The sequence below is a fragment of the Natrinema sp. H-ect1 genome (assembly GCF_041821105.1).
In the GTDB taxonomy this organism is placed as follows: Archaea; Halobacteriota; Halobacteria; order Halobacteriales; family Natrialbaceae; genus Natrinema; species Natrinema thermotolerans.
This window is the reverse complement of sequence record NZ_JBGUBA010000007.1, coordinates 39058-62076: the sequence shown is the minus strand read 5'-3', so window position 1 is coordinate 62076 and position 23019 is coordinate 39058. Positions and strand designations below refer to the sequence as shown.

Genomic DNA, 23019 nt, shown 5'->3' with positions numbered 1-23019 from the left:
TTTCGAACGCCAGCGTCGCGTCACGGTTCGCGGCCGTCCCCCCGCTCAGCGGCCGCCTCGAGCCTCCGTCACAGCCCGACTGTCGCCACCAGCAGCTATTTACCTGATGGTACTAAACCTAGGTTTAGAGATGTCTAATCTTTCGGTCGATCGGCCTCACAGTAGGGGTGAGGTCGCGTGAACGAGGTCCTGACGGTCCTCCTCGGGTCGCTGCGGGACGGCTACGTACAGGTGAGCGCGTTCGTCGCGGTCACGGTGCTGGCGTTCGGCCTGGTCCAGTACTGGACCGGCGGGGCCGTGATTAGTGCCATCGAGGACAACGAGCGGCTACAAGTCGCCTTCGGCGGATTACTGGGACTGACGCCGGGCTGTGGCGGCGCGATCGTCGTGATGCCGCTGTACGTCCGCGGGACGGTCAGCTTCGGGACGGTGGTCGCGACGCTGGGTGCCACCGCCGGCGACTCGGCGTTCGTCATCCTCGCGCTCGCGCCCGAAGCGGCGCTGTACTCCTATGCCATCGCGTTCGCCGCGTCGGTCGCGACCGGCTACCTCGTCGACTCGTACGGCCTCGGCGTCTCCCGGATCGACGCCGCAGTGGCCCAGCTCTCGCCCGCCGCGACGCCGGACGGCGGCACCGTCGTCAACGGCGGCGTCGGACCGAACCCGGCCCACGACTACGGCGGTCCGGCCCCGACTCACGCCCACGAGAGTGGCCCCGACCGGGAGTCACGGATCCTCACGCCGCTGTCACACCTCGCACACGTCGTGTGGTGGATCGCCGCCGCGGCTGGGCTCGTCCTCGGCTCGCTCTATCTGTTCCGCGGCGGGCCCGAAATCCCGCTCACAACCGGCCTCGGCTTCGACGGCCTCTTTACCATCGTCGGGATCACCGGCGCGGTCCTGTCGCTGTACCTCTACCTGATCGGCCGCCACTACGTCGGTGAAGGGGAGATCGCGCGGGCTCGAGACTCCTTCCTGTCGGTCTATGATACGCTCACCCATGCGGCGATGGAGACGAGCTTCGTCACCGTCTGGGTGCTGGTGGCCTTCCTGGTCTACGAGTACGTCGTCCTCTTCAGCGGGGTCAACGTCGCGACGCTCGCGGCGACGGCCGGCGTGCTGGCCCCGATCGGCGGCGCGGCGGTCGGGCTGATCCCCGGCTGTGGTCCGCAGATCCTGCTAGCCAGCGTCTACGCCGAAGGCGGGCTCCCCTTCTCGGCGCTGACCGCGAACGCGATCGCACAGGACGGCGACGCGCTGTTCCCGCTGCTGGCCGTCGACGCCAAAGCAGCCATCGTCGCCACGATCTACAACTTCCTGCCGGCGGTCGTCGTCGGCGTTGCGCTCCACCTGCTGTGGGGGCCGGTCTTCGGGATGGCGGAGTTCGGGTTCGGCGTGTTGTGAGGTTCCTGCGATCAGAGACGCCGATCGACTCCGTGGCCTGATCGACTGATTGTTGCCTTCTCTCGTCGGAAAGTATTTGCTGACGATCGCTCATACGACGGGTATGCACCGCCGCGCCCTCCTCGGTCACACTGCGAGTACAGCGGGCATCGTCGGGCTCGCCGGGTGCGCCCTGCCGTCGACGAACACCGGTCCCGAGCGGAGCGACCGCGCGACGCTCGAGCGCATCGTCCTCGAGACCGAGACGGGCCAAGCGGAGCAGATGGCGTTGACCCTCGTCTATGCGCCCCGAGACGACTCGACGAGCCGTCCAGTCTGGGGGGAGTACACCGTTCCGGCGTCCGGCGAGGCACTGACGGTGAGCGATTTCGACGGCGCGCCGGGCGTCTACAGTTTGACCGCTCGGTCCGTTACCCACGACACTGTCGCGGTGGTGTCGTTCAATTCGTACGGCGACGCCGTCGGGAGCGGACCCCACCAGTTCGAAGTCGTGATCACGGGATCGGGCGACGTCTGGACGAACCTGAACGAGGCCGGCGAACCCGTCTCGGTACCCGGACAGTAGGCGTTCACTGCCGGTATTTGTCGCTCGAGAGCGCTCGGCGGCGGAGAACGAGACGAGTCGTGTTCGTCGACGACGGACGGCGTGCCTGAGACGTTCGTGATAGTTTCCACAGCCTTAGCAGTAGTTATAAGTTACAGTGTGCCAACATTCAACCGGAAGCCCGTCTCCGAACGCCCGACCGGTTGGGGGCGGCCGTCGAAACGCCCCGGGTGCTGGAACCACCCGAGACTGGCTTCCAAGCGGTCAGCTTGAAGCCATGATTGCGTACATCCTAGCGGGATATAAACGTCCCGCACGACGGTGGAATCAACTCAAACGACCAGCGACAGCGCCCGATCGCGGGGATCGGCCACGCTCCACCCGGAGGGACCGATGAGCGACGCCCTCGACTCGAGGCCGGTCCACTCCGAACCGGCCGACGATCCGGACGACGAGTGGTCGGTCCCCGACTGCCCCCGCTGCGGTCGCCCCGTCTGGGTCGTGACCGTCACCGGCCCCGGCGTCGGCACCGCCTCCCCCTGTGGCTGTCCCGTGGTGCCCGGCAGCCTCGAGCGAGAGTAATCCGGCCGAGTCACCGGTGTCACACGCCACCCGCTACGGAGGGCGGCGTCTTGCTTTTATCGGCCCGATCGACATCGAATAGCGAACCCGAAGACGGTCGGCGTGAACGACTATTCGAGTAGCGTATCGCACATCGCTATATTCCAGATCATATAGAAAATCCCGATAGATCCAGCCACTGCAAATAAAGCAGCAATATATAATTCACCACCACCCATATGTTGCAATGTGGCTACTATAATAAACGAAAGATATGAAAAGAATCGAAACATTGAGTGATTCCGGAAACCATCAATTGTTGCCAAGAGTAGCAACGGAACCACGATTATCCAAACTACTATTATATAGATGTTTGTTTTCGGGTAATACACAAATTCAAAGTAAGAAGCGACCCCAATAACCGACAATACAATTAGAATCGAAAAAGGATGGATTTGTTCGCGTAGATTAGAGTCCATATGTTACTTGACGCTCCTATTGAACATAAGCGGATCTTTTTATTTAAGAATTCATAAAGTAGTATTCGCACCTATGTCTAGGCGTCGCAGTATGGAGAATCGACACCGCCAGGGAATTGATCACAGGGGTCTGAAGTTACATATATACGACTCCACCTAGATAAGCTAGTTTGAGAAGCGCACAGTTCGGTGGTTTGAGCGTTCATGCTCAACCAATAACTGGTCAGAGAGACGTTGGAGACGGCGAATATTGAATTTTGGGTGTCTGAGCTGTTCTTCGCTTAGAGAGACAAAAAAGATTCTTGGTCTATTCGGAGTAGAACGATCGTAACAAGCGATTCTTCAGTGGGTCCATAGAATATCTGATGTCATTGGCGATCCGCTGACGGCGAAGCCGTTAAGGGTCGCGGTCGACGAAACCGCCATCAAAATCAATGGTAAGTTTTGGTTGTATGATGCAATAGACTTCGACACGAAGTTGATTCTCGACGTGCAACTGTTCGAACGGCATGGCACTGATCCAGCAGTCGTGTTTCTGCATGGACTCCGCGAGAAACACGATCTCTCCGACATAACATTTCTTGTTGATCTGTTTGGCCATCGGACTGCCCTTGCTCGATTAGGATTGAACGGTCGGGTGGACTATACCGACCGAAACTGACTCGAGACCACTCGATCAGAATCAGACAGTGACAGTCGCGAACCGGACAGTCGCCGCTCAGAACTCCTCGGTCGGCGGCGCGATCCCCTCGTCTTCCTCGCCTGCGAGGTCGAACTCCTCGCGCACTTCGCGAATCCGATCGCGGATGTCCGCAGCTAACTCGAACTCGAGGTTGTTCGCGGCCTCCTGCATCTGGGTCTCGAGTTCGTCGATGTAGCGGGCGGCGTCGTCCTCGCCCTCGAGTTCCCGGCCGGAGACCTCCGTGGTGTCGGTCTTGGCCCCGGGGAGGTTGGTCTCGCCGATCGCCTTCTCGATGGTGGTCGGCTCGAGGCCGTGGTCCTCGTTGTACTCCTGCTGGATCTCCCGGCGTCGCTGGGTCTCCTCGATCGCCGACTCCATGGCGTTCGAGGGCTCGTCGGCGTAGAGGACGACCTCGCCGTTGACGTTTCGCGCGGCTCGGCCCATCGTCTGGACGAGCGTCGTTTCGCTTCGGAGGAAGCCCTCCTGATCGGCGTCCAGAATGGCCACCAGCGAGACCTCGGGGATGTCGAGTCCCTCCCGCAGGAGGTTGATGCCGACGAGAACGTCGATCTCGCCCAGTCGAAGCGAGCGGATGATCTCGTGGCGCTCCAAGGTGTCCGTCTCGTCGTGCATGTAGGCCACGTCGACGCCCGCCTCCTCGAGGTACTCGGTCAGGTCCTCGGCCATGCGCTTGGTGAGCGTCGTCACGAGGGTCCGCTCGCCGCGGTCGATGCGGTCGTCGATGCGGTCCAGCAGGTCCTCGACCTGCCCCGTCGCGTCTGCGACTTCGATCGCGGGGTCGACCAGATGCGTGGGCCGGACGATCTGTTCGACGATCTGCTCGCTTTCCTCGCGTTCGTAGTCGGCCGGCGTCGCCGAGACGTACAGCGTCTGATCCGTTTTCTCCTCGAACTCCTCGAAGGTCAGCGGGCGGTTGTCGTACGCGGTGGGCAGTCGAAAGCCGTTCTCGACCAGCGAGTCCTTGCGGGACTTGTCGCCCTCGTACTGGCCCTTGATCTGGGGCAGGGTCTGGTGGGACTCGTCGACGACGGTGAGGAAGTCGTCGGGGAAGTAGTCGAGCAGGGTGTAGGGCGCTTCGCCCGACCGGCGGTCCGAGAGGTAGACCGAGTAGTTCTCGATCCCCGAACAGTAGCCCGTCTCTTCCATCATCTCGAGGTCGAACGTCGTCCGCTCCTCGATGCGCTGGGCGGCGATCATGTCGCCCTGCCGTTCGAAGTAGGCAATCCGGTCGTCGAGATCGTCGCGAATCTCGTCCATCGCCCGCTCGAGTTTCGTCTCCGGGATCGAGTAGTGTTCCGCGGGGTGGACCAGCACCGCCTGCTGGTCGCCCTGCGTCTTGCCCTCGAGGGGGTCAACCTTGACCATGCGGTCGATCTCGTCGCCCCACAGCTCGACCCGCACCGCGTACCGACCGTACATCGGGTAGATCTCGATGGTGTCGCCCCGGACTCGGAAGGTGCCCTGCGTGAAGTCGACGTCGTTGCGCTCGTAGTTCAGGTCGACCAGTTGGGCGAGTAGCTCGTCACGGCCGATCTCCTGGCCCACCTCGAGGCGCAGGGACATGTCGACGTAGTTGCGCGGGTCACCGAGGCCGTAGATCGCGGAGACGCTCGCGACGACGATGACGTCCTCCCGGGTGAGCAGCGAGCGGGTCGCGGAGTGGCGCAGGCGGTCGATCTCGTCGTTGATCGAGGCGTCCTTGTCGATGTAGGTGTCGCTCTGCTCGACGTAGGCCTCGGGCTGGTAGTAGTCGTAGTAGGAGACGAAGTACTCGACGGCGTTGTCCGGGAAGAGGTTCCGAAACTCCTCGTAGAGCTGGGCCGCCAGCGTCTTGTTGTGGGCGATCACCAGCGTCGGTTTCTGGATCTCCTCGACGACCCACGAGACGGTGTTCGTCTTCCCGGAGCCGGTCACGCCCAGCAGGGTCTGTTTGTCCATCCCCTCGCGGAAACCCGCGGCCAGCTGTTCGATCGCCTCGGGCTGGTCGCCCGCGGGATCGAACGGCGCGTCGACCGAGAACGGCCGGTCGACGTCGGGACGGTCCGGCTGGAGGGGTCCTTGCGCGTCGCTCATTAGCGGGATCAGGGGCTCGAGCCACTTGACCCGCTCGCATGTCGCGTCGGATCGGCCGCGGGTCGTGGCGACCGCGGCAACCGCCGGAGCCGTCGGTCGGCTTCCAGCACCCAGTTGGTCGACCGGTCCGCCGGTTTCGGTGGTGCGCCACCACTGAAACGACCGCGCCGTTCGTGGCGCGCTCCCGTTAGTGGGACGTGTCCATCCCGTCGTCCTCGTCGGCGTCGGCCATCGGCCCGTCGACCGTCGGCTCGACGGCGAACATGGGATCGTCCGCGGTCGGCGGCTCGAGGTAGCCGATCGCGTAGGCGGTGTAGGCGGTGCCCCGCTCGAGGGTCACGTCGAACGAGGCGACGGCCGCCTCGCCGCCGGCCGGTCGGACCGAGACGGTGCGTGCCCCGGCCGGCACCGGGACGTAGTCGGTCGCGTCGGTAAATGCCACGTCCTCGAAGACTGGCTCGCCGTCGGCGTAGACGTCGACGGCCGGCGCGTCCGGCGACGCGTGAACGAGCCGGACGAGCGCCGAGCCGGCGTCGACCAGAACCGCCGGCTGGAAGGTGTCGGCCTCGAGTTCGCCGATCGCGGCGACGGTGTAGAAGGCGGCACCGAACGTTACGTCGCCCTCGAACGCGACCGTCTCCGGATCGCCTGCGGCCGTGATCATCACCGTGTAGGTTCCCGGGTCGATCTCGAGATAGGGCGAGACGTCACCGTAAGCCACGTCCGCGAGGACGCGGTCGCCCGCGACGTAGACGTCGACGTTCGGTGCGTCCGGCGAGAAGTGTGCGATCCGGACGGCCGCTCCCTGCGTGCCCGTCGAGCCATCGTCGTCGGATTTCCCGTCGACCGATCGCTCGTCGTCTTTATATTCGCCGACGGCGAACGCGGTGCCACTCGCCGCAGTCAGTCCGCCCGCGATGCCCATCGTTTTCAGGGCCGTTCGTCGTGATACTGGCATGATGCAACCGGATCCGGGGACTGGGACCGAAAAAAGCCCGCAGTCAGTATCACGAGTAGTGTCGCCGTTTCCACGGGACGACCCGCGCGTATCCGGCCCCTGTCGTCGGTAGGGCCCTCGTATTCGAGACGCGCCAGTCCGTAGCGGACGGCTACAGCACTCGCAGTCTCACCTCGACCGGGCGCTCGTTTGCCCCCACGTGGCGATTGCCCGCCCAATCGTTATGGCTCGAGTCGCCGTCGGTCCGCCCATGACGGAGCAACTCCAGCAGGCCCGAGACGCCCTCGAGGCGGCCGCGAAGTCGGCCGAGAGCGACGAGGTCCGCGAGGACATCCGCGAGACGACCGACGCGTTCGCCGACTACGCGATGAGCGACACGAAACCCGACCACGCCGTCCTCGACGAGCGGCTCAACGCCCTCCGGCAGGCCCGCGAGCGGGCCGACGGCGACACGGAGGCGAAACTCGAGTCGGCCATCGAGGCGGCCGAGGACTACCGCAGGACCATCGACCAGGTCTGAGCTGGCGGTATCGACCGCGGACAGGAGCTACTCGAGTCGTTCCAGTACCGCGTCTTTCTCGTAGGACAGCGAGAGCGACCGGGAGCGGCCCCGCCCCTCGACGTCGGCGTAGTCCGCGTCGATCAGCCCGAGCTGGTCGAGCTTGTTGACGATCTCGGAGTAGCGCGTGTAGCCCAAATCGGTCCGCTCGTGGAAGGCCTCGTAGACCGCGCCGGCCTGCTCGCCGTCGTTGTGGGCGATGACCTCGAGCAGCGCCTGCTCGGTGTCGGTCAGCCCCGACAGCGACCGCGAGAGGTTGATGTATTTGGACTTCTCGTAGGCCGTCTCGACGTCCTCGCGCTCGACGGTACGGCTGGCCCGCATCTCGGCGTTGAGTCCGGCCCGGCGCAGCAGGTCGATCCCGACCCGCAGATCGCCGCTCTCGGCGGTGAGTTCGGCGACGTACTCGAGGGTATCGCGGTCGATGACGCCCTCGTGGAAGCCGCGTGTGACCCGTTCGGCGAGGATGTCGACGATCTCCGGCTGATCGTAGACCGGGAAGTAGACGTCTTCGGGGCGGAAGACGCTCTGGACCCGCGAGTCGAGTTCGTCGATCACGTCGAGTGCGGGATCGGAGGAGACGACGACGACGCCGATCTTCGCGCCGGGGTACTCCTCGTGGGCGCGCAACAGCGAATAGAGCGTATCGCTCGCCTCGTTCTCGTAGAAGAGGTAGTTAACGTCGTCCAAGGCGACCACGAGGACCTTGTCCTCCTCGACGAGTTTCTCGGCGATCTGGCCGAACAGCTTCTTAAAGGAGATGCCCGAGGAGGGCGGTTCGTAGTCGAAGGTACCCTCGAAGAGCCGCGAGAACACGGAGTAGCGGGTCGCGTTGACCTGACAGTTGACCCGGATCGTCCGCGCGTCGCTCGTCTGGGCCCCGACCTCGTCGAACAGCTTCTGGATCGCCGTCGTCTTGCCCGTCCCGGGCGGGCCGCGGACGACGACGTTCAGCGGGCGCGACCCCCGCACCGCCGGGCGCAAGGCATAGGTCAGGCTCTCGGTCTGGCCCTCGCGGTGCTTGAACGTCTCGGGGACGTAGTCGATCTCGAAGACGTGTTCGTCCCTGAACACGGATTCGTCCCACGACAACATCCCCTCTTCGGGGTCGTCACCCATCACTTTCACCCTGCTTCCGCAGCGTCTTAAGGGTTGGTGACCGGCTCACACGCTCGGTCGATACCAATCATGCCTCTGTGTAACAATACATAATTGTTAATATTCACCATATGGATGGGTATCATGGATATGATCGGACCGGACCCACCCGAGGCGATCCCCGACTTCCTGCTCGAGCAGTTCGAGGACTGCTCGCCCGAGACCCTACGGGGAATCGGCGAGTACGCCCGCTCGGAGACGTACATCGCACCCGACGGGATGCCCGACTCGGTGAAGGAGGCGTTCGCACTCCAGGACGACGAGACGGTCGCCGCCGTCGCCGCCTACGTCGACGACCTCGCCGAGTTCCTCGAGATGAACGACGCCGAGTCGCTCGCGGCGCTGACCGACGACGGGGATGACGGCGAGAAGTGGGGGCACAAGAACATCCTCGAGTGGCACGGCGGGAGCCCACAGAAGTAGGGTGAGCCGGGTGACCGACTGCTCACGTCGCCGGTTCGTCCCGCTGTACTAGTCGAACTTCTCGAGCAGGCGATCGTAGAAGACCGGCTCGGGGTCGCCGTCGTTCGGAGCGCCGCCGTTCGCTGCGACCGCCTCGTCCCGGGCCTCGTCGGCCAACTTCTCGACGATCAACTCCGGCGTCGACCGCGCCAGGTGGTCTTTGACCGGCGAGCGGTTGACCTCGAGTTCGCCATCGACGAGACCCACCGCCTCGATGCCGTCGACGGTCACGTCGAAGCCGGCCATCTCGCGGATCTCGCCCGCCAGATGGGAGACGAACACCGCGGTCGCGCCGTTTTCCGACAGTGCCTCCAAGATGCCCGCGATGATCTTCGCCGAGGCGCCGGGCTCGGTGATGCTCTCGAGTTCGTCGACCAGCACCAGCGACCCCTCGCCGCCCTGGGCGAGGTCGGCGAACTCCCGCACCGTCGACTCGAAGGCCCCCGCGTCCAGCGTCCCCTGGGTCTTGGCGTGGTAGTGCAAGTCATCGAACCGCCGCAGGCGCACGTTCTCGGCGGGGACCGGCAGCCCCATGTGGGCCAGCACGACGACGCTTGCCACCAGGTCCAGCGTGGACGTCTTCCCACCGCTGTTGACCCCCGACAGCAAGGCGACGCCCGAGACCGCGTAGTCGACGGGGTCGATCGCCTCGAGGGGTTCGTCGAGCAGCGGCGACCGGCCGCCCTCGATCGCGAAGCCGGTCCCTCTCGCCTCGCCCGCCGGGACGAACTCGGGCATCGTACACCCGAAATCCCGCGCGAAGCGGGCGATCGCCAGCTCCACGTCCAGCTCGAGGGCGTCCCGGACCAGTTGGCGGGCTCCCTCGCGCTGGTCGGCGAGGTCGGCAGCGAGCTCGCGTTTCAGTCGGCCGGCGCGGCGCTCCTTGGCCGCGGTCAGCTCCTCGCGAAGCCGGCCGATCGCGTCCTCGTCGCGCTCGACGGGAAACGTGGGCTCGTCGCCGAACGCGCGGCGGGCGATCTCGCTCTCGCCCTGATCGAGATCGAGCGCGTCCACGAGGTGGTCGCGGGCGGCCTCGACGGCCGCGGCGTACTCGTCGGCCAGCTCCCGCGAGAGCAAGGAGTCGACGCCGGCCCCGCGCTCGACCAGCGATAGCAGGTCCGAGCCCTCGATCGTGACGTCCTGCTCACGGATCGCCTCCCGTAGGCGGTCGTTGGCGACGCTCTCGGCCGCGCTTGCCGCCGCGTCCAGATCGTCGACCGCCGTCGTCAGGCGGTCGAGTTCGTCGTCGCCCGCGACCGTGCCGTCCTCTGCCAGCCGCGAGAGGCCGTTCTCCAAGGCCGCGAGGTCACAGGCCGCGTCCATGTCGGCGGCCCGGTGGACCGCGACGGCGGCCCCCAACCGATCGCGGTTCCGCGCGAAGAACGCGAGGGGACGCTCGGGAACGACTTCGGCCGGGTTCTCGAGGGCGTCGGGCCGGACCTGCACGTCGCCCTCGATGGTGACCCCGGCGAAGGACTCGTCGAGGGCGATCACCGTCGAGTACCCCCGCGCGAGTTCGGCCAGCCCCTGTGCGTCCTCGACGACCTCGACGGAGAGTTCCGGAATCGCCTCGCGGGCCGCCGAGTAGCGCTCGGCGTCGGTCGTCGCCAGACACCGCTCGCGGACCCGCACGTCGCCCGGCTCCCGGAGCGGCTCGAGCCCCTCGAGGGCCTCGAGGACGGCGGGATCGGGCTCGCGCTCGAGGGCCTCGGCCGCGAACGCCCGCACCTCCTCGATGCGCGAGCGCGTCGGACTCGGGTAGATCGTCTCGAGGCGCTGGGCGGCGTAGTCGGTCACGGTACGCTCCTCGAGCAACGCGAGGACCTCGCGGTAGATCTCCCGGGCGCGGTCGGTCGCGAGGAACCCGCCAGGGTCGTCGTGATCGCGACGGATTGCCCCCCGCGCGATGCGGGCGGCCCGCCCCTGTGAAATCCCCGGCGCGGCCGCGATCGCGGCCACGTCGCCGGCCCGCAGCGCGCGCTCGGGATCGTCGAGTTCGGCCAGCGCTCGGGCCGTCTTCTCGCCGACGCCCGGAATCGACTCGAGGTCCATAGTCTCGACCGGCGTATCAAACCGGAGCGAGAAAAAGTTCCCGCCCACGTCGGCAGGCGCACGATCAGGCTCACGTGTCGTCCCCGCGACACACGGGCTGACAGCGTTGTCGACCATTTATACGAGTGGACGGGAACCTACCGGACATGCAGTCGAACCGGCGATCGCGACCGACCCCCACTACAGGACCGGAACGACGGAACCGAACCCATGGAGTATGACCGATCCGAGGCCGTCGGCGACCGCCTCGAGTTGCTTCGGACCTACGGCTACGGGCTTTGTATGGGGACCGCCGACGCCCTGCCGGGCGTCTCGGGCGGCACCGTCGCGCTCCTGCTGGGCTTTTACGGCCGGTTGATCGCCGCCGTCACCGCGTTCACGCCGGGCCGGGCGCTCGCCATCCTGCGTGGCTACCATCCCGATCGCCGGGCCCGGGCGCGGGAGGCGCTCCTCGAGTTGGATCTCGACTTCCTGCTCCCGTTGGGCGTCGGAATGGTCACCGCCGTCGTCCTCATCGCCGATCTCGTCTCGTCGCTGGCCGAATCCCACCCGGTCGCGATCTTCGGCTTTTTCACCGGGCTGATCGCCGCCTCGGCGATCACGCTCGGGCGCAGCCTCGAGTTCGCCTCGCCGACCCACGTCGCCGCTGGGATCGGGGGGACGACGCTGGCCCTGCTGGTCGCCGCCGATGTCGTCCAACTGCCCGGGAGCGGCCCCGTGGTGATCCTCGTCGCCGGCGCGGTCGCGATCAGCGCGATGATCCTCCCCGGCATCTCCGGTTCGCTCATCCTGATCCTGCTGGGCCAGTACGTCTACCTCTCGGGCGAGCTGAGCGCGTTCGTCCGCGCCGCGTTGGACCTGCTCGGCGGCGGCTCGCTCTCGGCCGTCGTCGATCCGGGGACGACCGTCGCACTGTTCGTCACCGGTGGCGTCGTCGGCCTCGTCACGATCGCCCGCGTCGTCCGTGCCGCGCTGACGCGCAATCGCGGGGTAACACTGCTCTTCCTGGTCGGTCTCATCGCCGGCTCCGTCCCCGCACCCCTACACAACATCGGTGAAACCCACGCCTGGACGACCGAGACGATCGCACTGACCGCCGCGTGGGCCGCCGTCGGTGCGATCGCGTTGTTCGCGCTCGAGCGACTCGTCGGCGGCTTCGATCCGGAGTAACCGAGCGGGCCACCGAAGCCGCGTGATCGGAGCCGCGGTCAGTTGCCGTCGTCGTACTCGTACTCCCGGTCGGGGTCCTCGACGCCCTCGGTTCGGGAGCCGACCCAGGCCCCCAGCGACAGGCCGTAGACGAGGTGGCCGGCGTGGAACAGGGCGAGTTCGTCGGCCTCGAGGCGGATGTCCAGCAGTCCCTGCAATACGACCTGCACGCCGACCGCCGAGAGGACCATGCCGTAGATCGAGCCCCAGACGAGCCCGCGCTGTTCGGGCTCGATGGACCGGCCGGCGGTGTACAGCGAGAACAGCCCGCCGAAGAGCGCGCCCGAACTCACCCCGTAGAGCAGGTGCAGTGCGATTCCGGGAATGGGGTGATCGTCGGGATCGCCGCCGGCGACGTACTGTGACCAGAAGTTCGCCGACGGCGGCAGCGATCGCAAGAGTGGAAGTCTGAAGGCAGTCATAAGCAGCGTCGCGACGACTCCGCCCTGGAGCCCGCGGGCCACCGCGTCGGCGAGGTGTTCCTCGCGGGAGTGGGCGTCGACATCGCTGGTGTGTCCCTCCGTGTCGGTGATCGACCGCAACCGTCGCAGGTGGTCTGAGACAGCCATGATGGTCTGAACACGCGCCCTACCACCGACGGCGTCTTAACGGCTCGGCACGCGGATTACGGCCGTCGGACCGACGACAACGTGCTTTTGCCCGTCGGGACCAAACGCCGGGCCATGACAACGCTCGAGGCGAAACTCGAGGCCGCCCGCGCGGATCTCGCCGCACGTGACGGGGTCGTCGTGGCCTTCTCCGGCGGCGTCGACTCGAGCGCCGTGGCCGCGATCGCCCACGACGCGCTCGGCGAGGACGCGATCGCCTGCACCGCCAAAAGCGAGACCCTCCCCGAGGCCGAACTCGCGGACGCCCGCCGGGTAGCCGACGAGATCGGGATCCGCCACGAGATCGTTTCCTTCTCCGAACTGGAAAGCGACGCGTTCGTCGAAAACGACGACGATCGCTGCTATCACTGCCGGACGATGCGGCTGGGCGAGATGCTCGAGACCGCCCGGGAACTCGGCGTCGGGACGGTCTGTGACGGGACGAACGCGGACGATCCGGGCGCTGGCCACCGGCCCGGGCTGCAGGCCGTCGAGGAACTGGACGTCCACTCGCCGCTGCTGGCTCACGACATCTCGAAGGACGAGGTCCGCGAGATCGCCGACCGCTACGATCTCTCGGTCGCGGACAAACCCTCGATGGCCTGTCTCTCCTCGCGGATCCCGACCGGACTCGAGGTCACCGAGGATCGGCTGACCCGGATCGAGCGGGCCGAGGCCCTGCTCCGACAATGGGGGTTCGACCAGTTCCGGGTCCGTGACCACGACGGGCTGGCCCGCATCGAAGTCGCCCCCGACGAACTCGAGCGAGCGCTGGAACGGGAGTTCGTCGAGACGGTCCGGGCGGAACTCTCGGAGCTGGGGTTCGACCACGTCACGCTCGATCTACACGGCTACCGGACCGGCAGCGTCAGCCCCGACGAGGCGTCCGGTGGCGAACAGACCGTCATACGGGACGACTGACCGCCCCGGGTGCGCGCCGTCGGAACCGACCGGTGGCGACCGACCGGATATCAAACCCCGCCGTCGATTTCCGGGAGTTCACCGATCGTCCGAATAGACCACGGATACGAACACGCACAGTCAGAATATAATCCAATTCTCGGCAGGAAATTCCCCATCTCTCGAATACCTGGACTACCGTCCGATAATATTGCACATTGCGATACGAACGTGGCACTCGGGTCGGTATCAGTGACCGATGGAAGCCGACGTGCCGCTCGAGTGGACCACCGAAGAGTCTCGGACGTATACCCCGGCCGATACGGACCGAGAGATGCAGTATCGGACGTATCTCCACGAATCGGGAGACCTGCGGCTGAAGGTCGCGCCGGCCTCGCTGGAGGGCGAGGACCACCCCGGCTACGCGCTGACGGCCACGAGCTATCCCGGGCTCGATCTCTCGGAGACCATCCGGGTCAGAACCGTTCTGACGTTCGAACGCTGTAACCGGGTCGCCAGCGATTTCATGGACCTGTTTTCGGCCAGCTACGACGGCCCGGGCTCGCTCGAGGAGGCGCTGGACTACGCCCACGAGCGAACACGCGAACACCGCTGACGGCGCAGTCCGGGGCCAGTCGGATGCCGACGGGGGTCTCGGGCGATCGGTCGGCGGGTGTGTTCACTCGATCTCCAACTCCCCGCTCCCACCGTCTCCACCGTTGTCCTCGTCCCACTCGAGTTCGAATTCGATGCTCAGTTCGCCCGGACCGTCGGCCGGTCCCTCGCGCTCGGCCTTGACCTCGAAGGTGGGCCGGGCGGGCGGCTCCATCGTCACGGAGTCGGCACCGGCCGTGAGCGTGATCGATTTCCCGTCGTCCAAGTTGTCGGCGACGCGACGCAGCATCGACGCGATCTCCGCTCGGCTCTGTTCGGTTTCCGATTTGAAGAGTACTTCTTCGGGCATGGGTGACAGTACGGTCCGTGAACTGATAAACACACGCTCGAAGAAGCGACTCACCGAGCCCGTGGCATCGCCGGTGTCTCAGTCGTCCGAGGGAACCGCGGACCCCTCGCCGGCGGCGGCCGCGGACTCGCTCTCGGCGAAGGGGTACCACGACTGCTTGGCGTCGGCCATATAGGGGGCCTCGAAGTCCGTCTCCTCGGGCTCGCAGAACTCGACGAGCTGTTCCTCGGCAGTGGCGTCGACCCACTCACGAAACGACTGCCCGTCGACACGGTGGGCCGCGTAGGCCTCGAGCAGGTTCCGGATCGCGCCGGGCGCCTCGTCGGCGGGCACGCGCTGCTGGACCCAGTCGATGAACGAGGGGTCCTCGCCGACGCCGCCGCCGACGCCGATGTCGAAGGCCTCGACCATCTCGCCGTTCTTGCGGGCGCGCATCCCCTGCAGGCCGATGTCGGCGGTCATCGCCTGCCCGCAGTCCGCGGTACAGCCGGAGTAGTGCATCTTGATCTTGCCGACGTCGTCGGGCAACTCGACGTTCTCGTTGAACCAGCGCAGCATGCGGGCCATCCGCGCTTTCGTCTCGGTCAACGCAATCGAACAGAACTCGGTACCCGTACAGGCCATCGCGCCACGCTCGAAGGGGCTCGGTTCGGCGGGGTACGTCTCGAGGAGCGGCTCCGCGAGCAGGGCCGCGAGGTCCTCGTCGGCGACGTCGACGATGACGGGGTTCTGGCGGCGGGTCAGTCTGACCTCGCCGGAGCCGTACTCGTCGGCCAGATCGGCCAGTTCGATGGCGTCCTCGGCGGGGAGGCGACCGACGGGCACGCTCAGGCCGACGTAGTTCCCCCCGTCTTTCTGGTCGCCGACGCCGACGTGGTCGTGCTGGCCGTCCTCGACCGGGCGGCCGGCGTTGTAGGTGTACTCCTCGCGGAAGTCCTCGCCCGCGGTGTGCATCTCGAAGTCGACGTACTCCGCCTGGAGCGTGTCCCGAATTTTCTCCATTCCCCAGTCCTCGGCGAAGAACCGGGCGCGGTTCTTCGAGCGGTTCTGGCGGTCGCCGTAGTCGTGGTACAACTCGACGAAGCCACGGCCGACCTCGTAGGCGTTCTCCGGGCGGACGAAGACATCCAGCGGCGTCGCGGCACGGGGCTGTCGGCCGCCGAGGCCGCCGCCGATCCGGACGTTGAACCCGCGGACCTCCTCGCCCCCGATCTGCTTGGTCGCCGGCTCGAACCCGATGTCGTTGAGCGAGTCCTGGGCGCAGCCGACCGTACAGCCCGAGGCACTGATGTTGAACTTCCGGGGCATGTTCGCCAGCGAGTCGTCCGTGCGAAGCTCCTCCTCGAAGCGCTCGAGCAGCGGGCCGGCCTCGACGAACTCCTCGGCCTTGCCGTGGAGCGGACAGCCCGAGATGTTGCGCATCGTGTCCCCGCCCGCCGAGCGGGAGTGGACGCCCGCGGCCTCGAGTTGCTCCCAGATCTCGGGGACGTCCTCGAGTTTGAGCCAGTGTAGTTGCACCGACTGGCGGGTCGTCAGGTCGATCCAGCCGTTGCCGAACTCGGGATTTGCGACTGGCCCCTTCGCGTACTCGCGGGCGACCTCGCCGATCGTCCGGAGCTGGTCGGGCTCTAAGATGCCGCTGGCGTTGGTCAGCCGCATCATGAAATACGACTCCTGCCCGTCGCGCTGGTGGAACAGCCCCCAGAACTTGAAGCGGGTGAACCACGTCTCGCGTTCGTCCTCGGGGATGGCCTCGTAGCCGCCGTTGTCCGCGAACTCGAGGATGTGTTCGCGGACCTCGTCGCCGTAACAGTCCTCCTTGCGCTCCTCTTTCTTATGCGCCATCGACGACCACCTCACTGACCTGACGATCGGACTCGAAATCGCGAGTTTCCTCGCCAAACATGTCGTAATTCACGTTTTGTTGGCATGGTACTGAAGCATATAACAGTAATCGTTCACATTCAATTGATTTACCCCCAGTTTCAGTGGTGGGCGTCGTATCTCCAATGGAATATAGTCTGTATAAGGACGTATGTCGCGAGACACGCGAGCAGAGACTGGGGAATGTCAACCGCGATGGGCGCGACTGATCCTGATTCGCGGGGACGGACGACGCGACCGACTCGAGACGCGTCCGCCGCCGGACGGGACAAAAATGCCGGTCGTGAGAACACAACAGCGACGAACCGGTGGAGCCTTCGACGAACAAACAGTTTGAGCCTCAACGCGTGGATGGGTTCACCCGCCGGTCGGCCTCGGCCCGTCCGGCGACGGCGCGACGCGGGTCCGATACAGTCTGCCGGGAAGGACGACCGAGAAGACCGCGAGGCCGAGGAAGACAACAGCGTCGTTAGCGTCGGCGATCAGGCGCTCGCTTCCGCGACCGCCGCGACGTCTCGGTCCCGCGGGGGCTCGAGACGGACCGCACACTGCTTGAAGTTCGGTTCGTTCGAGCGGGGATCGACGGCGGGCAGCGTGAGGTCGTTGACGGCGGGGTGGTGGATCGACAGCCAGACGACGCCGTCGGGGATCGCCTCGTCGACCTCGACACGAGCCATCACCGACGATCGCCGGGAGACGACGCGGGCGTACCGTTCGTCGCCCTCGTCGGCGGTCTCGACCCGACTCTCGAATTCGTCGGCGAACGCGGCCGCGGTCGCCGGGCTGACCCGGGCCGTCGGCGGCTCGTCCTCGCGGGTCCGCACGCCGGTGTTGTACGCGTCCGGCCGGCGGGCAGTCGTCAGGGTGAACGGATAGGACTCGTCGGTCGGCTCCGGCAGCGGGCGGGCCTCGCCCGTCGAGAACTCGGCGCGGCCCGAGGGCGTGTAGAACGACCACGACTCGTCGAGGTCGTCGGCAGCGCCGTCCCGCTCGTCGGCGTCGGGCCCCTCGTAGTATCGGTAACCGCCCGAGACGTCCGGCTCCGGGGCCGGCCAGCGGACCGCGGTCTCCTCCTCGAGGCGGTCGTAGCTGATCCCCGAAAGGTCCGCGGGGGTGCCCTCGGTCAGCCCGACGAACTCCGCGAAGACCGACGCGGGCTCGAGCGGGTCGTCGAACAGGTCGGGCACGAGCCGGTCGGCGAGCAGGCCGATCAGTTCGAGATCGGTCTTGACCCCCGGAGGCGTCTCGGTCGCGGCCCGCACGCGGGAGACGGTCCGTTCCATGTTGGTCGTCGTCCCCTCGGACTCGCCCCACGTCGCCGCGGGGAGAACGACATCGGCGTACTCGACGGTCTCGCTGCGGAAGGCGTCCTGCACGACGAGGAACGCGTCCTCGAACGTCTCACGGACGCGGGTCGCGTCGGGCATGCCCGCGACGGGGTTAGTCGCGACCGCATAGACGGCCTCGACGTCGTCGCCGACGGCGTCGACGATACCGACCGGGCCCGGGCCGGGGTCGTCGGGAAACCGCGAGACGGGAACGTCCCAGGTCTCGGCGACCTCGCGGCGGTGGGCCGGATCGCCGAACGGACGGTGGCCGGGCCAGGACCCCTTCGAGGAGCAGACGCGAGTCCCCATCGAGTTGGCCTGTCCGGTCAGCGAGAACGGGCCGGAGCCGGGTCGGAGGTTGCCGGTCGCCAGACACAGATCGATCAGCGCGCCCGCGGCCGCGGTGCCGTTGACGCTCTGATTGATTCCCATTCCCCAGTACAGCAGGGTCGGGTCGGAAAGCGCCTCGGCCAGTTTATCGACGTCGGCCAGCGAGACGCCGGCCATCTCGGCGGCTTCGGCCGCGTCGGGGAGTTCATCGCTGCAGGCCTCGAAGCCGACGGTGGCCTCGTCGACGAACTCGCGGTCGACACGGCCGGTCTCGACGACTCGAGACAGAACGGCTCGAGCCAGCGCGAGGTCCGCGCCCGGCTCGAGCGGGACGTGGTGGTCGGCGGCCTCGGCGGTCTCGCTGTGGACGGGATCGACAACGATCAGTTCCGAGTCGTCCGCGTCGGCGGATTGCCGGATCCAGCGGAACATGACCGGGTGGGCGGCCGCCGGGTTCGCTCCCCAGACGACGTGGCTCTCGGCCTCGGGGATGTCGTCGTAGGTCGGCGGCGGCGCGTCGCTGCCGAAGGCGTCGTAGTACGCGGTGACGGCCGACGCCATACACAGCGTCGTGTTGGCGTCGTAGTAGGGCGCCCCGAAGCCGCCACGAGCGAGTTTGCCCAGCGCGTAGGCGGCCTCGTTGGTCTGCTGGCCGCTCCCGAGGACCGCGACGCCGTCGTCGCCACCCTCGAGCGCGGCCTCGAGTCCCTCCGCGGCGCGCTCTACGGCCGACTCCCAGGTCGTCGGTACGAGGTCGCCGTCCTCGCGGACGAGCGGCCGGGTCAGCCACTCCCCGTCCGGGTTGGCGGTTTCGCTGACGCCGCGTTGACACGCCAGTCCCTGATTGACCGGGTGGCCGGCGTCGCCCCGGACGGTGTCGAGACCGTACCCGCGGTCGGGGGCCTGCTGGACGTGTCCGCAGCCGACCGCACACCGCATACACGTCGTCGGAACGAGGTCGGTCACGGGAGCCACCTCTGTGGACCGAAGCGCGCCGACACGTGTGGTTTACAATCACACCCATTGACAGAGTGTTTTCCCACCATCATTCAGATGTTCACGGATTAGCCAAACATTTGGAGCCACTAAACGATGTTCGTTTACAGACTATTGCTTTCCCTCCGAGAAGGAGCCGAACCAGCCAATATGTGAACGAATAGGAGGAGTATAAGGGAATTATATATCGAGTGTCGTCGGGTCAAATCGGACGTTCGGTCACGGCATTCGAGCAACTCGACTGATTGTGGCCGAACAGGGACAGCGACGAACGGCAGTAACGCGGGACGGCTACTCCGTCCCGACCCACTTGAGGACGAACAGCGTCCCCTCGAACAGCAGGATCATCGTGACCGCGACCAGGATGGGCGCCATCCCCGTCGGGTCGAGGGTGAACATGAACGACAGCCCCGCGAAGGCCGCCCAGAAGTACAGCCGCTTCTGGGCCAGCCAGCGGCGGGTCGTCACGCCCATCATGATCGCCAGCATGATAAACAGCGGAATCTGGAAGACGATCGCCAGAAAGCCCGTCAGCGTGATGATCAGGTTGAACGTATCGCCCAGCGCATAGGCGACGTCGGCGCTGCCCTCGGCGTAGTAGGTGAAGTATCGAAAGAGGATCGGCAACACCAGCACGTACGAGAACAGCATCCCGAGCGCGCCGAGGACGACGCTCGTCGGCACGGCCGCGAGGTAATACTTCCGTTCGTGGGGGTACAGCCCCGGTCGCATAAACAGGTAACACTCGTAGACGAACGCCGGCAGCGCGACCATGATCCCCAGCAGCGAGGAGATCTTGATCCGGGTCAGCCACAGCTCGAGCGGGTTGTAGAGATGCGGCGGCGGCACCTCTCCCTCGGCATAGGGGAAGACGTTGAACCAGACGTACTGGATCGCGTCGGAGGCCCACAGCAGGCCGATCGCCGTCCCGCCGGCACCGAACAGCAACACGACCGCCAGCCGGAGGACCATCTCCTCGATGTGGTCGGCCAGCGGCATCTCCTCGTCGTCCGGCGGCGTCTCGATTCCGCCGATCTCCTCGTCGGCGTCGGGATAAGTCGGCGTCGGATCGTGTCGATCGCCGACGACGCCTTCGCCGTCCGTCTCGAGGTCGGGCCGCTCCGCGGCGGGGTCGGACGCCGGCCCGTCGAGTTCGGACTCGTCTGGCAGTTCCGAGGCGGCGTCTTCCCGCGGCTCTTCGGGCGCCTCGGCGTCCCGTCCGTCCACCGGCTCGTCCGACATCTACGGGATATTGATAGGCCACCGGTTATAGGCCTTTTTCTTACGGTGACCCCGAGAGAGTGAGAAGCCCGCTGACTCGCCCGTATCCACACGAAAGGTTGATAACTGGATGTCAGTTACCACCTACCCAATGAGTTCTGCCGTCGACGAGGACACCGCCCAGGCCATAAATACCGGCCGGGAGACGATCGGCGCACTACTCTCGGGCGCCCAGCAACACCTCAAGAAGGTGTTCGTCGTCTTTCTGCTCGGGTTCCTCGGCTCCTTCTACGCGCTTCGGATCGTCGTCTGGGACTTCCTCGAGGCGACCGCCAAGGCTCGGATGACCGAGGGGGTCGCCGGATCGACCGACATCATCACCCGGACGCCGTTCGAGGTGATCCTGTTACAGGCCAAGATCGGGATGATAACCGGAATCATCGTCGCGATTCCTGCGCTTCTCTTTTTCTCGCGGAAGGCGCTTCGCCGTCGAGGCTATACCAGTGCCGTCCCGATCTCGAAGGGGTATATCGCCGGGTTCGTCCTGCTGGCGCTGTCGCTGTTCGTGACCGGCGTCGTCTACGCCTACTCCATCTTCTTCCCGTACGCGTTCGGCTTCCTCGCGAAAAACGCCGTCAGCGCCGGCGTCAAACCGAGTTACGGGATCACCGAATTCACCGAGTTCATGGCGCTGTTGACGCTCTCGTTCGGGCTCGCCGCCCAGCTCCCGCTGTTGATGGGAGCGCTGTCGTACACCGAGATCATCCCCTACGAGACGTTCCGTGACAAGTGGCGATTCGCCGTCGTCGGAATCGTGATCTTCGGTGCCCTGTTCTCGCCACCGGACCCGTTCACACAGGTCATGTGGGCGATGCCGATGATCGTCCTCTACGTCTTCAGCCTCGGGCTGGCCAAGGTCCTCACGAACGTCCGGCGACGCGGCGCGGCGAAATCGGCCGGCTCCGGAACCGGCCACGTGAAAGGGCGACTCCTCCAGTTCGGCGGGATCCTCGCGGCCGTCGCAGTCGCAACCGGTGTCGCCGTCAACCAGGGCGCGTTCGGATACCTCCACGAATCGGTCTACCCAGCCTTCCCCTCCTGGATCCGCCCCGACGGTGCGGGTCCCCTCGAGACGATGGCGACGGCCAACGGGCTCGCCGGCGACGTCGCGGTCGGGCTCGTCGTCGCCGCCGCCGGCGGCTTCGTCGTCCTGCTCGGGTACACGATCTACGTGCTGCAACAGCCGGTCTATCCGCGGCCGGACGACATCCGGCGGGCCGATACGCACGAGGACGTCGACTTCGAGACGCTCTCGACCGAGGACATCGGGGACGTGTCGGCACAGGTCTTCCGGACGATGAGCGAGGACCAGGCCCTGGAGTACTCCCGGCAGGCGATGTACGACGACGACCGGGAGAAAGCCCAGGCGATCCTCGATCGCTTCGATTCGATTCAGGAGTCGGCGGACTCCGGCGGCGGGAGTGCCGCTTCTGGGGGTTCAGGGGCGGCAGCCGGTGCCGGCGAAGCCGACGACGAGGGACTCTTCGCGAGTACCGCCGCCGGGATGCTCGATCCGTTCACGGAGGACGAGACAACCGAGGACGATATCGGTGGCTACGCCTACGACATCGCCTTCATCCTCAACAGCCTCACCTCGAAGGTGTTCCGCATCGTCGGCCTCTTCATGGTCGTCATGGGCGGGACCTTCTTCTGGCTGTACTCCGGCGGCCTCGGCGACGTGTTGCGGCTCTTCCTCGATCGGGTCCCCCAACACGTCCTCGACGAGGTCGCGGCCCGCAACGATATCGATCCCAGCCAGATGAGCCTCGACGAACTCATCGAAGCGATGGATATCGTCGTCGCGCTCCATCCCGTCGAGGTCCTCATCTTCGAGGCGAAGGTGAGCGCGCTCGCCGGCATCGTCGCCGTCCTCCCGCTGATCCTGTACTACGCCTGGCCGGCCGCCAAGGAGCGCGGACTGGTCTACGGCGACCGACGCACGTTCGTCGTCTGGGGTGGCGGTCTGCTGGCCGGCTTCGCCCTCGGAACCTACCTCGGGTTCTTCTGGATCGCGCCGTCGGTCATCTCGTATCTGGTCTCCGACGCGCTTGCCAATCAGATGGTCGTCTCCTATCGGATCAAGAGCTTCTTCTGGCTCGTGATCTTCACGACCGTCGGGATCGGCTTCCTGCTGAACATCATCGTCACGATGGCGCTGTTCCACGTCGGCGGGGTCGTCAGCTACCGCGCGATGCTCGAGCGCTGGCGGCCGGTCGTCGTCGGCATCTTCGTCCTCGCGGCCTTCTTCAGCCCGAAGGGCGTGCTGATGATGCTCATCTTCTCGATCCCGATCGCGCTCACCTACCTGCTCGGGCTGGGGATCCTCTACGTCCTGACCGGCGGTGGCCGGCTGTTCGGCGGTGGTGGCGGCGGATCGACCGCCGAACCCGACGAGACAGGCGCGGCCCCGGAGTGAGGACCGACCGACGAGACGACGCACTTTCGAACCGTCCCCCGTGCCACGATAGCGGATCGCCGCTCGAGCGACCGAGAAGCGCAGTTCTCCCCCGAGCGAGACGAACGTCGCCGACCAGCTACGCTTAAGGCCGCGACTTGTGAACGATCG

Annotated in this window: 18 protein-coding genes and 1 pseudogene; 10 read left to right on the top strand and 9 right to left on the bottom strand. The window is 66.0% G+C overall.

Annotation, left to right across the window (positions count from 1 at the left end; translation table 11 throughout):
- Positions 1-177 precede the first annotated feature (177 nt).
- The 4 genes and pseudogenes from ACERIM_RS14615 to ACERIM_RS14600 form a co-directional block, all read left to right on the top strand.
- Positions 178-1404, top strand: coding sequence for a putative manganese transporter (locus tag ACERIM_RS14615; protein WP_373633264.1), 1227 nt, complete (start codon positions 178-180; stop codon positions 1402-1404).
- A gap of 103 nt (positions 1405-1507) precedes the next feature.
- Complete coding sequence (locus ACERIM_RS14610) at positions 1508-1969, top strand: hypothetical protein (protein WP_373633263.1); 462 nt, start codon at positions 1508-1510, stop codon at positions 1967-1969.
- Positions 1970-2341: 372 nt separating this feature from the next.
- Complete coding sequence (locus tag ACERIM_RS14605) at positions 2342-2530, top strand: hypothetical protein (protein ID WP_373633262.1); 189 nt, start codon at positions 2342-2344, stop codon at positions 2528-2530.
- Positions 2531-3207: 677 nt separating this feature from the next.
- Positions 3208-3646 (top strand): annotated as a pseudogene (locus ACERIM_RS14600) (IS6 family transposase); the annotation flags it as partial.
- A gap of 60 nt (positions 3647-3706) precedes the next feature.
- Here ACERIM_RS14600 and uvrB read toward each other — a convergent pair.
- A complete protein-coding gene (gene uvrB / locus ACERIM_RS14595; RefSeq protein WP_373633261.1) occupies positions 3707-5764 on the bottom strand; it encodes an excinuclease ABC subunit UvrB in 2058 nt (685 codons plus the stop codon).
- Between the two features lie 187 nt (positions 5765-5951).
- Positions 5952-6689, bottom strand: a complete 738-nt coding sequence (locus ACERIM_RS14590) for a DUF4397 domain-containing protein (protein WP_373633304.1) — start codon at positions 6687-6689, stop codon at positions 5952-5954.
- Between the two features lie 283 nt (positions 6690-6972).
- Between ACERIM_RS14590 and ACERIM_RS14585 the strand changes: the two genes are divergently transcribed.
- Positions 6973-7242, top strand: a complete 270-nt coding sequence (locus ACERIM_RS14585) for a hypothetical protein (RefSeq protein ID WP_006648598.1) — start codon at positions 6973-6975, stop codon at positions 7240-7242.
- A 27-nt stretch (positions 7243-7269) separates the two neighbouring features.
- Here ACERIM_RS14585 and ACERIM_RS14580 read toward each other — a convergent pair whose 3' ends face one another.
- Positions 7270-8400 carry an ORC1-type DNA replication protein gene (locus ACERIM_RS14580; RefSeq protein WP_049965149.1) on the bottom strand — a complete coding sequence of 377 codons (1131 nt, stop codon included), beginning with the start codon at positions 8398-8400 and terminating at the stop codon, positions 7270-7272.
- A 123-nt stretch (positions 8401-8523) separates the two neighbouring features.
- On the opposite strand from ACERIM_RS14580, the gene ACERIM_RS14575 reads away from it, so the two are divergent.
- Positions 8524-8862, top strand: a complete 339-nt coding sequence (locus tag ACERIM_RS14575; protein ID WP_373633260.1) for a hypothetical protein — start codon at positions 8524-8526, stop codon at positions 8860-8862.
- A 48-nt stretch (positions 8863-8910) separates the two neighbouring features.
- Here the strand turns inward: ACERIM_RS14575 and ACERIM_RS14570 are convergent, their stop codons facing one another.
- Positions 8911-10953 carry a helix-hairpin-helix domain-containing protein gene (locus ACERIM_RS14570; RefSeq protein ID WP_049965407.1) on the bottom strand — a complete coding sequence of 681 codons (2043 nt, stop codon included), beginning with the start codon at positions 10951-10953 and terminating at the stop codon, positions 8911-8913.
- A 210-nt stretch (positions 10954-11163) separates the two neighbouring features.
- On the opposite strand from ACERIM_RS14570, the gene ACERIM_RS14565 reads away from it, so the two are divergent.
- Positions 11164-12123 carry a DUF368 domain-containing protein gene (locus ACERIM_RS14565; RefSeq protein WP_373633259.1) on the top strand — a complete coding sequence of 320 codons (960 nt, stop codon included), beginning with the start codon at positions 11164-11166 and terminating at the stop codon, positions 12121-12123.
- Positions 12124-12161: 38 nt separating this feature from the next.
- Here ACERIM_RS14565 and ACERIM_RS14560 read toward each other — a convergent pair whose 3' ends face one another.
- Entirely contained in the window at positions 12162-12731 is a 570-nt protein-coding gene (locus tag ACERIM_RS14560; RefSeq protein ID WP_006648593.1) for a DUF6789 family protein, read from the bottom strand.
- A gap of 114 nt (positions 12732-12845) precedes the next feature.
- Here ACERIM_RS14560 and larE point away from each other — a divergent pair, with 114 nt between their 5' ends.
- Both larE and ACERIM_RS14550 read left to right on the top strand, forming a co-directional pair.
- Positions 12846-13691 (top strand): ATP-dependent sacrificial sulfur transferase LarE, encoded by an 846-nt coding sequence (gene larE, locus ACERIM_RS14555; RefSeq protein ID WP_006648592.1) that lies wholly within the window; start codon positions 12846-12848, stop codon positions 13689-13691.
- 238 nt (positions 13692-13929) lie between these two features.
- Entirely contained in the window at positions 13930-14286 is a 357-nt protein-coding gene (locus ACERIM_RS14550; RefSeq protein WP_373633257.1) for a hypothetical protein, read from the top strand.
- 63 nt (positions 14287-14349) lie between these two features.
- Here ACERIM_RS14550 and ACERIM_RS14545 read toward each other — a convergent pair whose 3' ends face one another.
- The 4 genes from ACERIM_RS14545 to ACERIM_RS14530 all read right to left on the bottom strand — a co-directional run bounded on the left by ACERIM_RS14545 (position 14350) and on the right by ACERIM_RS14530 (position 20414).
- A complete protein-coding gene (locus ACERIM_RS14545; protein WP_006648591.1) occupies positions 14350-14634 on the bottom strand; it encodes an amphi-Trp domain-containing protein in 285 nt (94 codons plus the stop codon).
- A 78-nt stretch (positions 14635-14712) separates the two neighbouring features.
- On the bottom strand, positions 14713-16479 hold the full coding sequence (locus tag ACERIM_RS14540) for a nitrite/sulfite reductase (protein WP_373633256.1): 1767 nt from the start codon (positions 16477-16479) through the stop codon (positions 14713-14715).
- Positions 16480-17000: 521 nt separating this feature from the next.
- The gene (nasA, locus tag ACERIM_RS14535) at positions 17001-19142 is read right to left on the bottom strand and encodes an assimilatory nitrate reductase NasA (protein WP_373633255.1); all 2142 of its coding nucleotides are present in this window, start codon (positions 19140-19142) and stop codon (positions 17001-17003) included.
- A gap of 321 nt (positions 19143-19463) precedes the next feature.
- Positions 19464-20414 carry a twin-arginine translocase subunit TatC gene (locus tag ACERIM_RS14530; RefSeq protein WP_373633254.1) on the bottom strand — a complete coding sequence of 317 codons (951 nt, stop codon included), beginning with the start codon at positions 20412-20414 and terminating at the stop codon, positions 19464-19466.
- A gap of 130 nt (positions 20415-20544) precedes the next feature.
- Here ACERIM_RS14530 and ACERIM_RS14525 point away from each other — a divergent pair, with 130 nt between their 5' ends.
- Entirely contained in the window at positions 20545-22869 is a 2325-nt protein-coding gene (locus ACERIM_RS14525; protein WP_373633253.1) for a twin-arginine translocase subunit TatC, read from the top strand.
- Positions 22870-23019 lie beyond the last annotated feature (150 nt).

Coding starts and splice junctions, on each gene's coding strand:
- ACERIM_RS14610 (WP_373633263.1), top strand. CDS start 1,508: ATGCACCGCCGCGCCCTCCTCGGTCACACTGCGAGTACAGCGGGCATC.
- ACERIM_RS14605 (WP_373633262.1), top strand. CDS start 2,342: ATGAGCGACGCCCTCGACTCGAGGCCGGTCCACTCCGAACCGGCCGAC.
- uvrB (WP_373633261.1), bottom strand. CDS start 5,764: ATGAGCGACGCGCAAGGACCCCTCCAGCCGGACCGTCCCGACGTCGAC.
- ACERIM_RS14590 (WP_373633304.1), bottom strand. CDS start 6,689: ATGGGCATCGCGGGCGGACTGACTGCGGCGAGTGGCACCGCGTTCGCC.
- ACERIM_RS14585 (WP_006648598.1), top strand. CDS start 6,973: ATGACGGAGCAACTCCAGCAGGCCCGAGACGCCCTCGAGGCGGCCGCG.
- ACERIM_RS14580 (WP_049965149.1), bottom strand. CDS start 8,400: ATGGGTGACGACCCCGAAGAGGGGATGTTGTCGTGGGACGAATCCGTG.
- ACERIM_RS14575 (WP_373633260.1), top strand. CDS start 8,524: ATGGATATGATCGGACCGGACCCACCCGAGGCGATCCCCGACTTCCTG.
- ACERIM_RS14570 (WP_049965407.1), bottom strand. CDS start 10,953: ATGGACCTCGAGTCGATTCCGGGCGTCGGCGAGAAGACGGCCCGAGCG.
- ACERIM_RS14565 (WP_373633259.1), top strand. CDS start 11,164: ATGGAGTATGACCGATCCGAGGCCGTCGGCGACCGCCTCGAGTTGCTT.
- ACERIM_RS14560 (WP_006648593.1), bottom strand. CDS start 12,731: ATGGCTGTCTCAGACCACCTGCGACGGTTGCGGTCGATCACCGACACG.
- larE (WP_006648592.1), top strand. CDS start 12,846: ATGACAACGCTCGAGGCGAAACTCGAGGCCGCCCGCGCGGATCTCGCC.
- ACERIM_RS14550 (WP_373633257.1), top strand. CDS start 13,930: ATGGAAGCCGACGTGCCGCTCGAGTGGACCACCGAAGAGTCTCGGACG.
- ACERIM_RS14545 (WP_006648591.1), bottom strand. CDS start 14,634: ATGCCCGAAGAAGTACTCTTCAAATCGGAAACCGAACAGAGCCGAGCG.
- ACERIM_RS14540 (WP_373633256.1), bottom strand. CDS start 16,479: ATGGCGCATAAGAAAGAGGAGCGCAAGGAGGACTGTTACGGCGACGAG.
- ACERIM_RS14530 (WP_373633254.1), bottom strand. CDS start 20,414: ATGTCGGACGAGCCGGTGGACGGACGGGACGCCGAGGCGCCCGAAGAG.
- ACERIM_RS14525 (WP_373633253.1), top strand. CDS start 20,545: ATGAGTTCTGCCGTCGACGAGGACACCGCCCAGGCCATAAATACCGGC.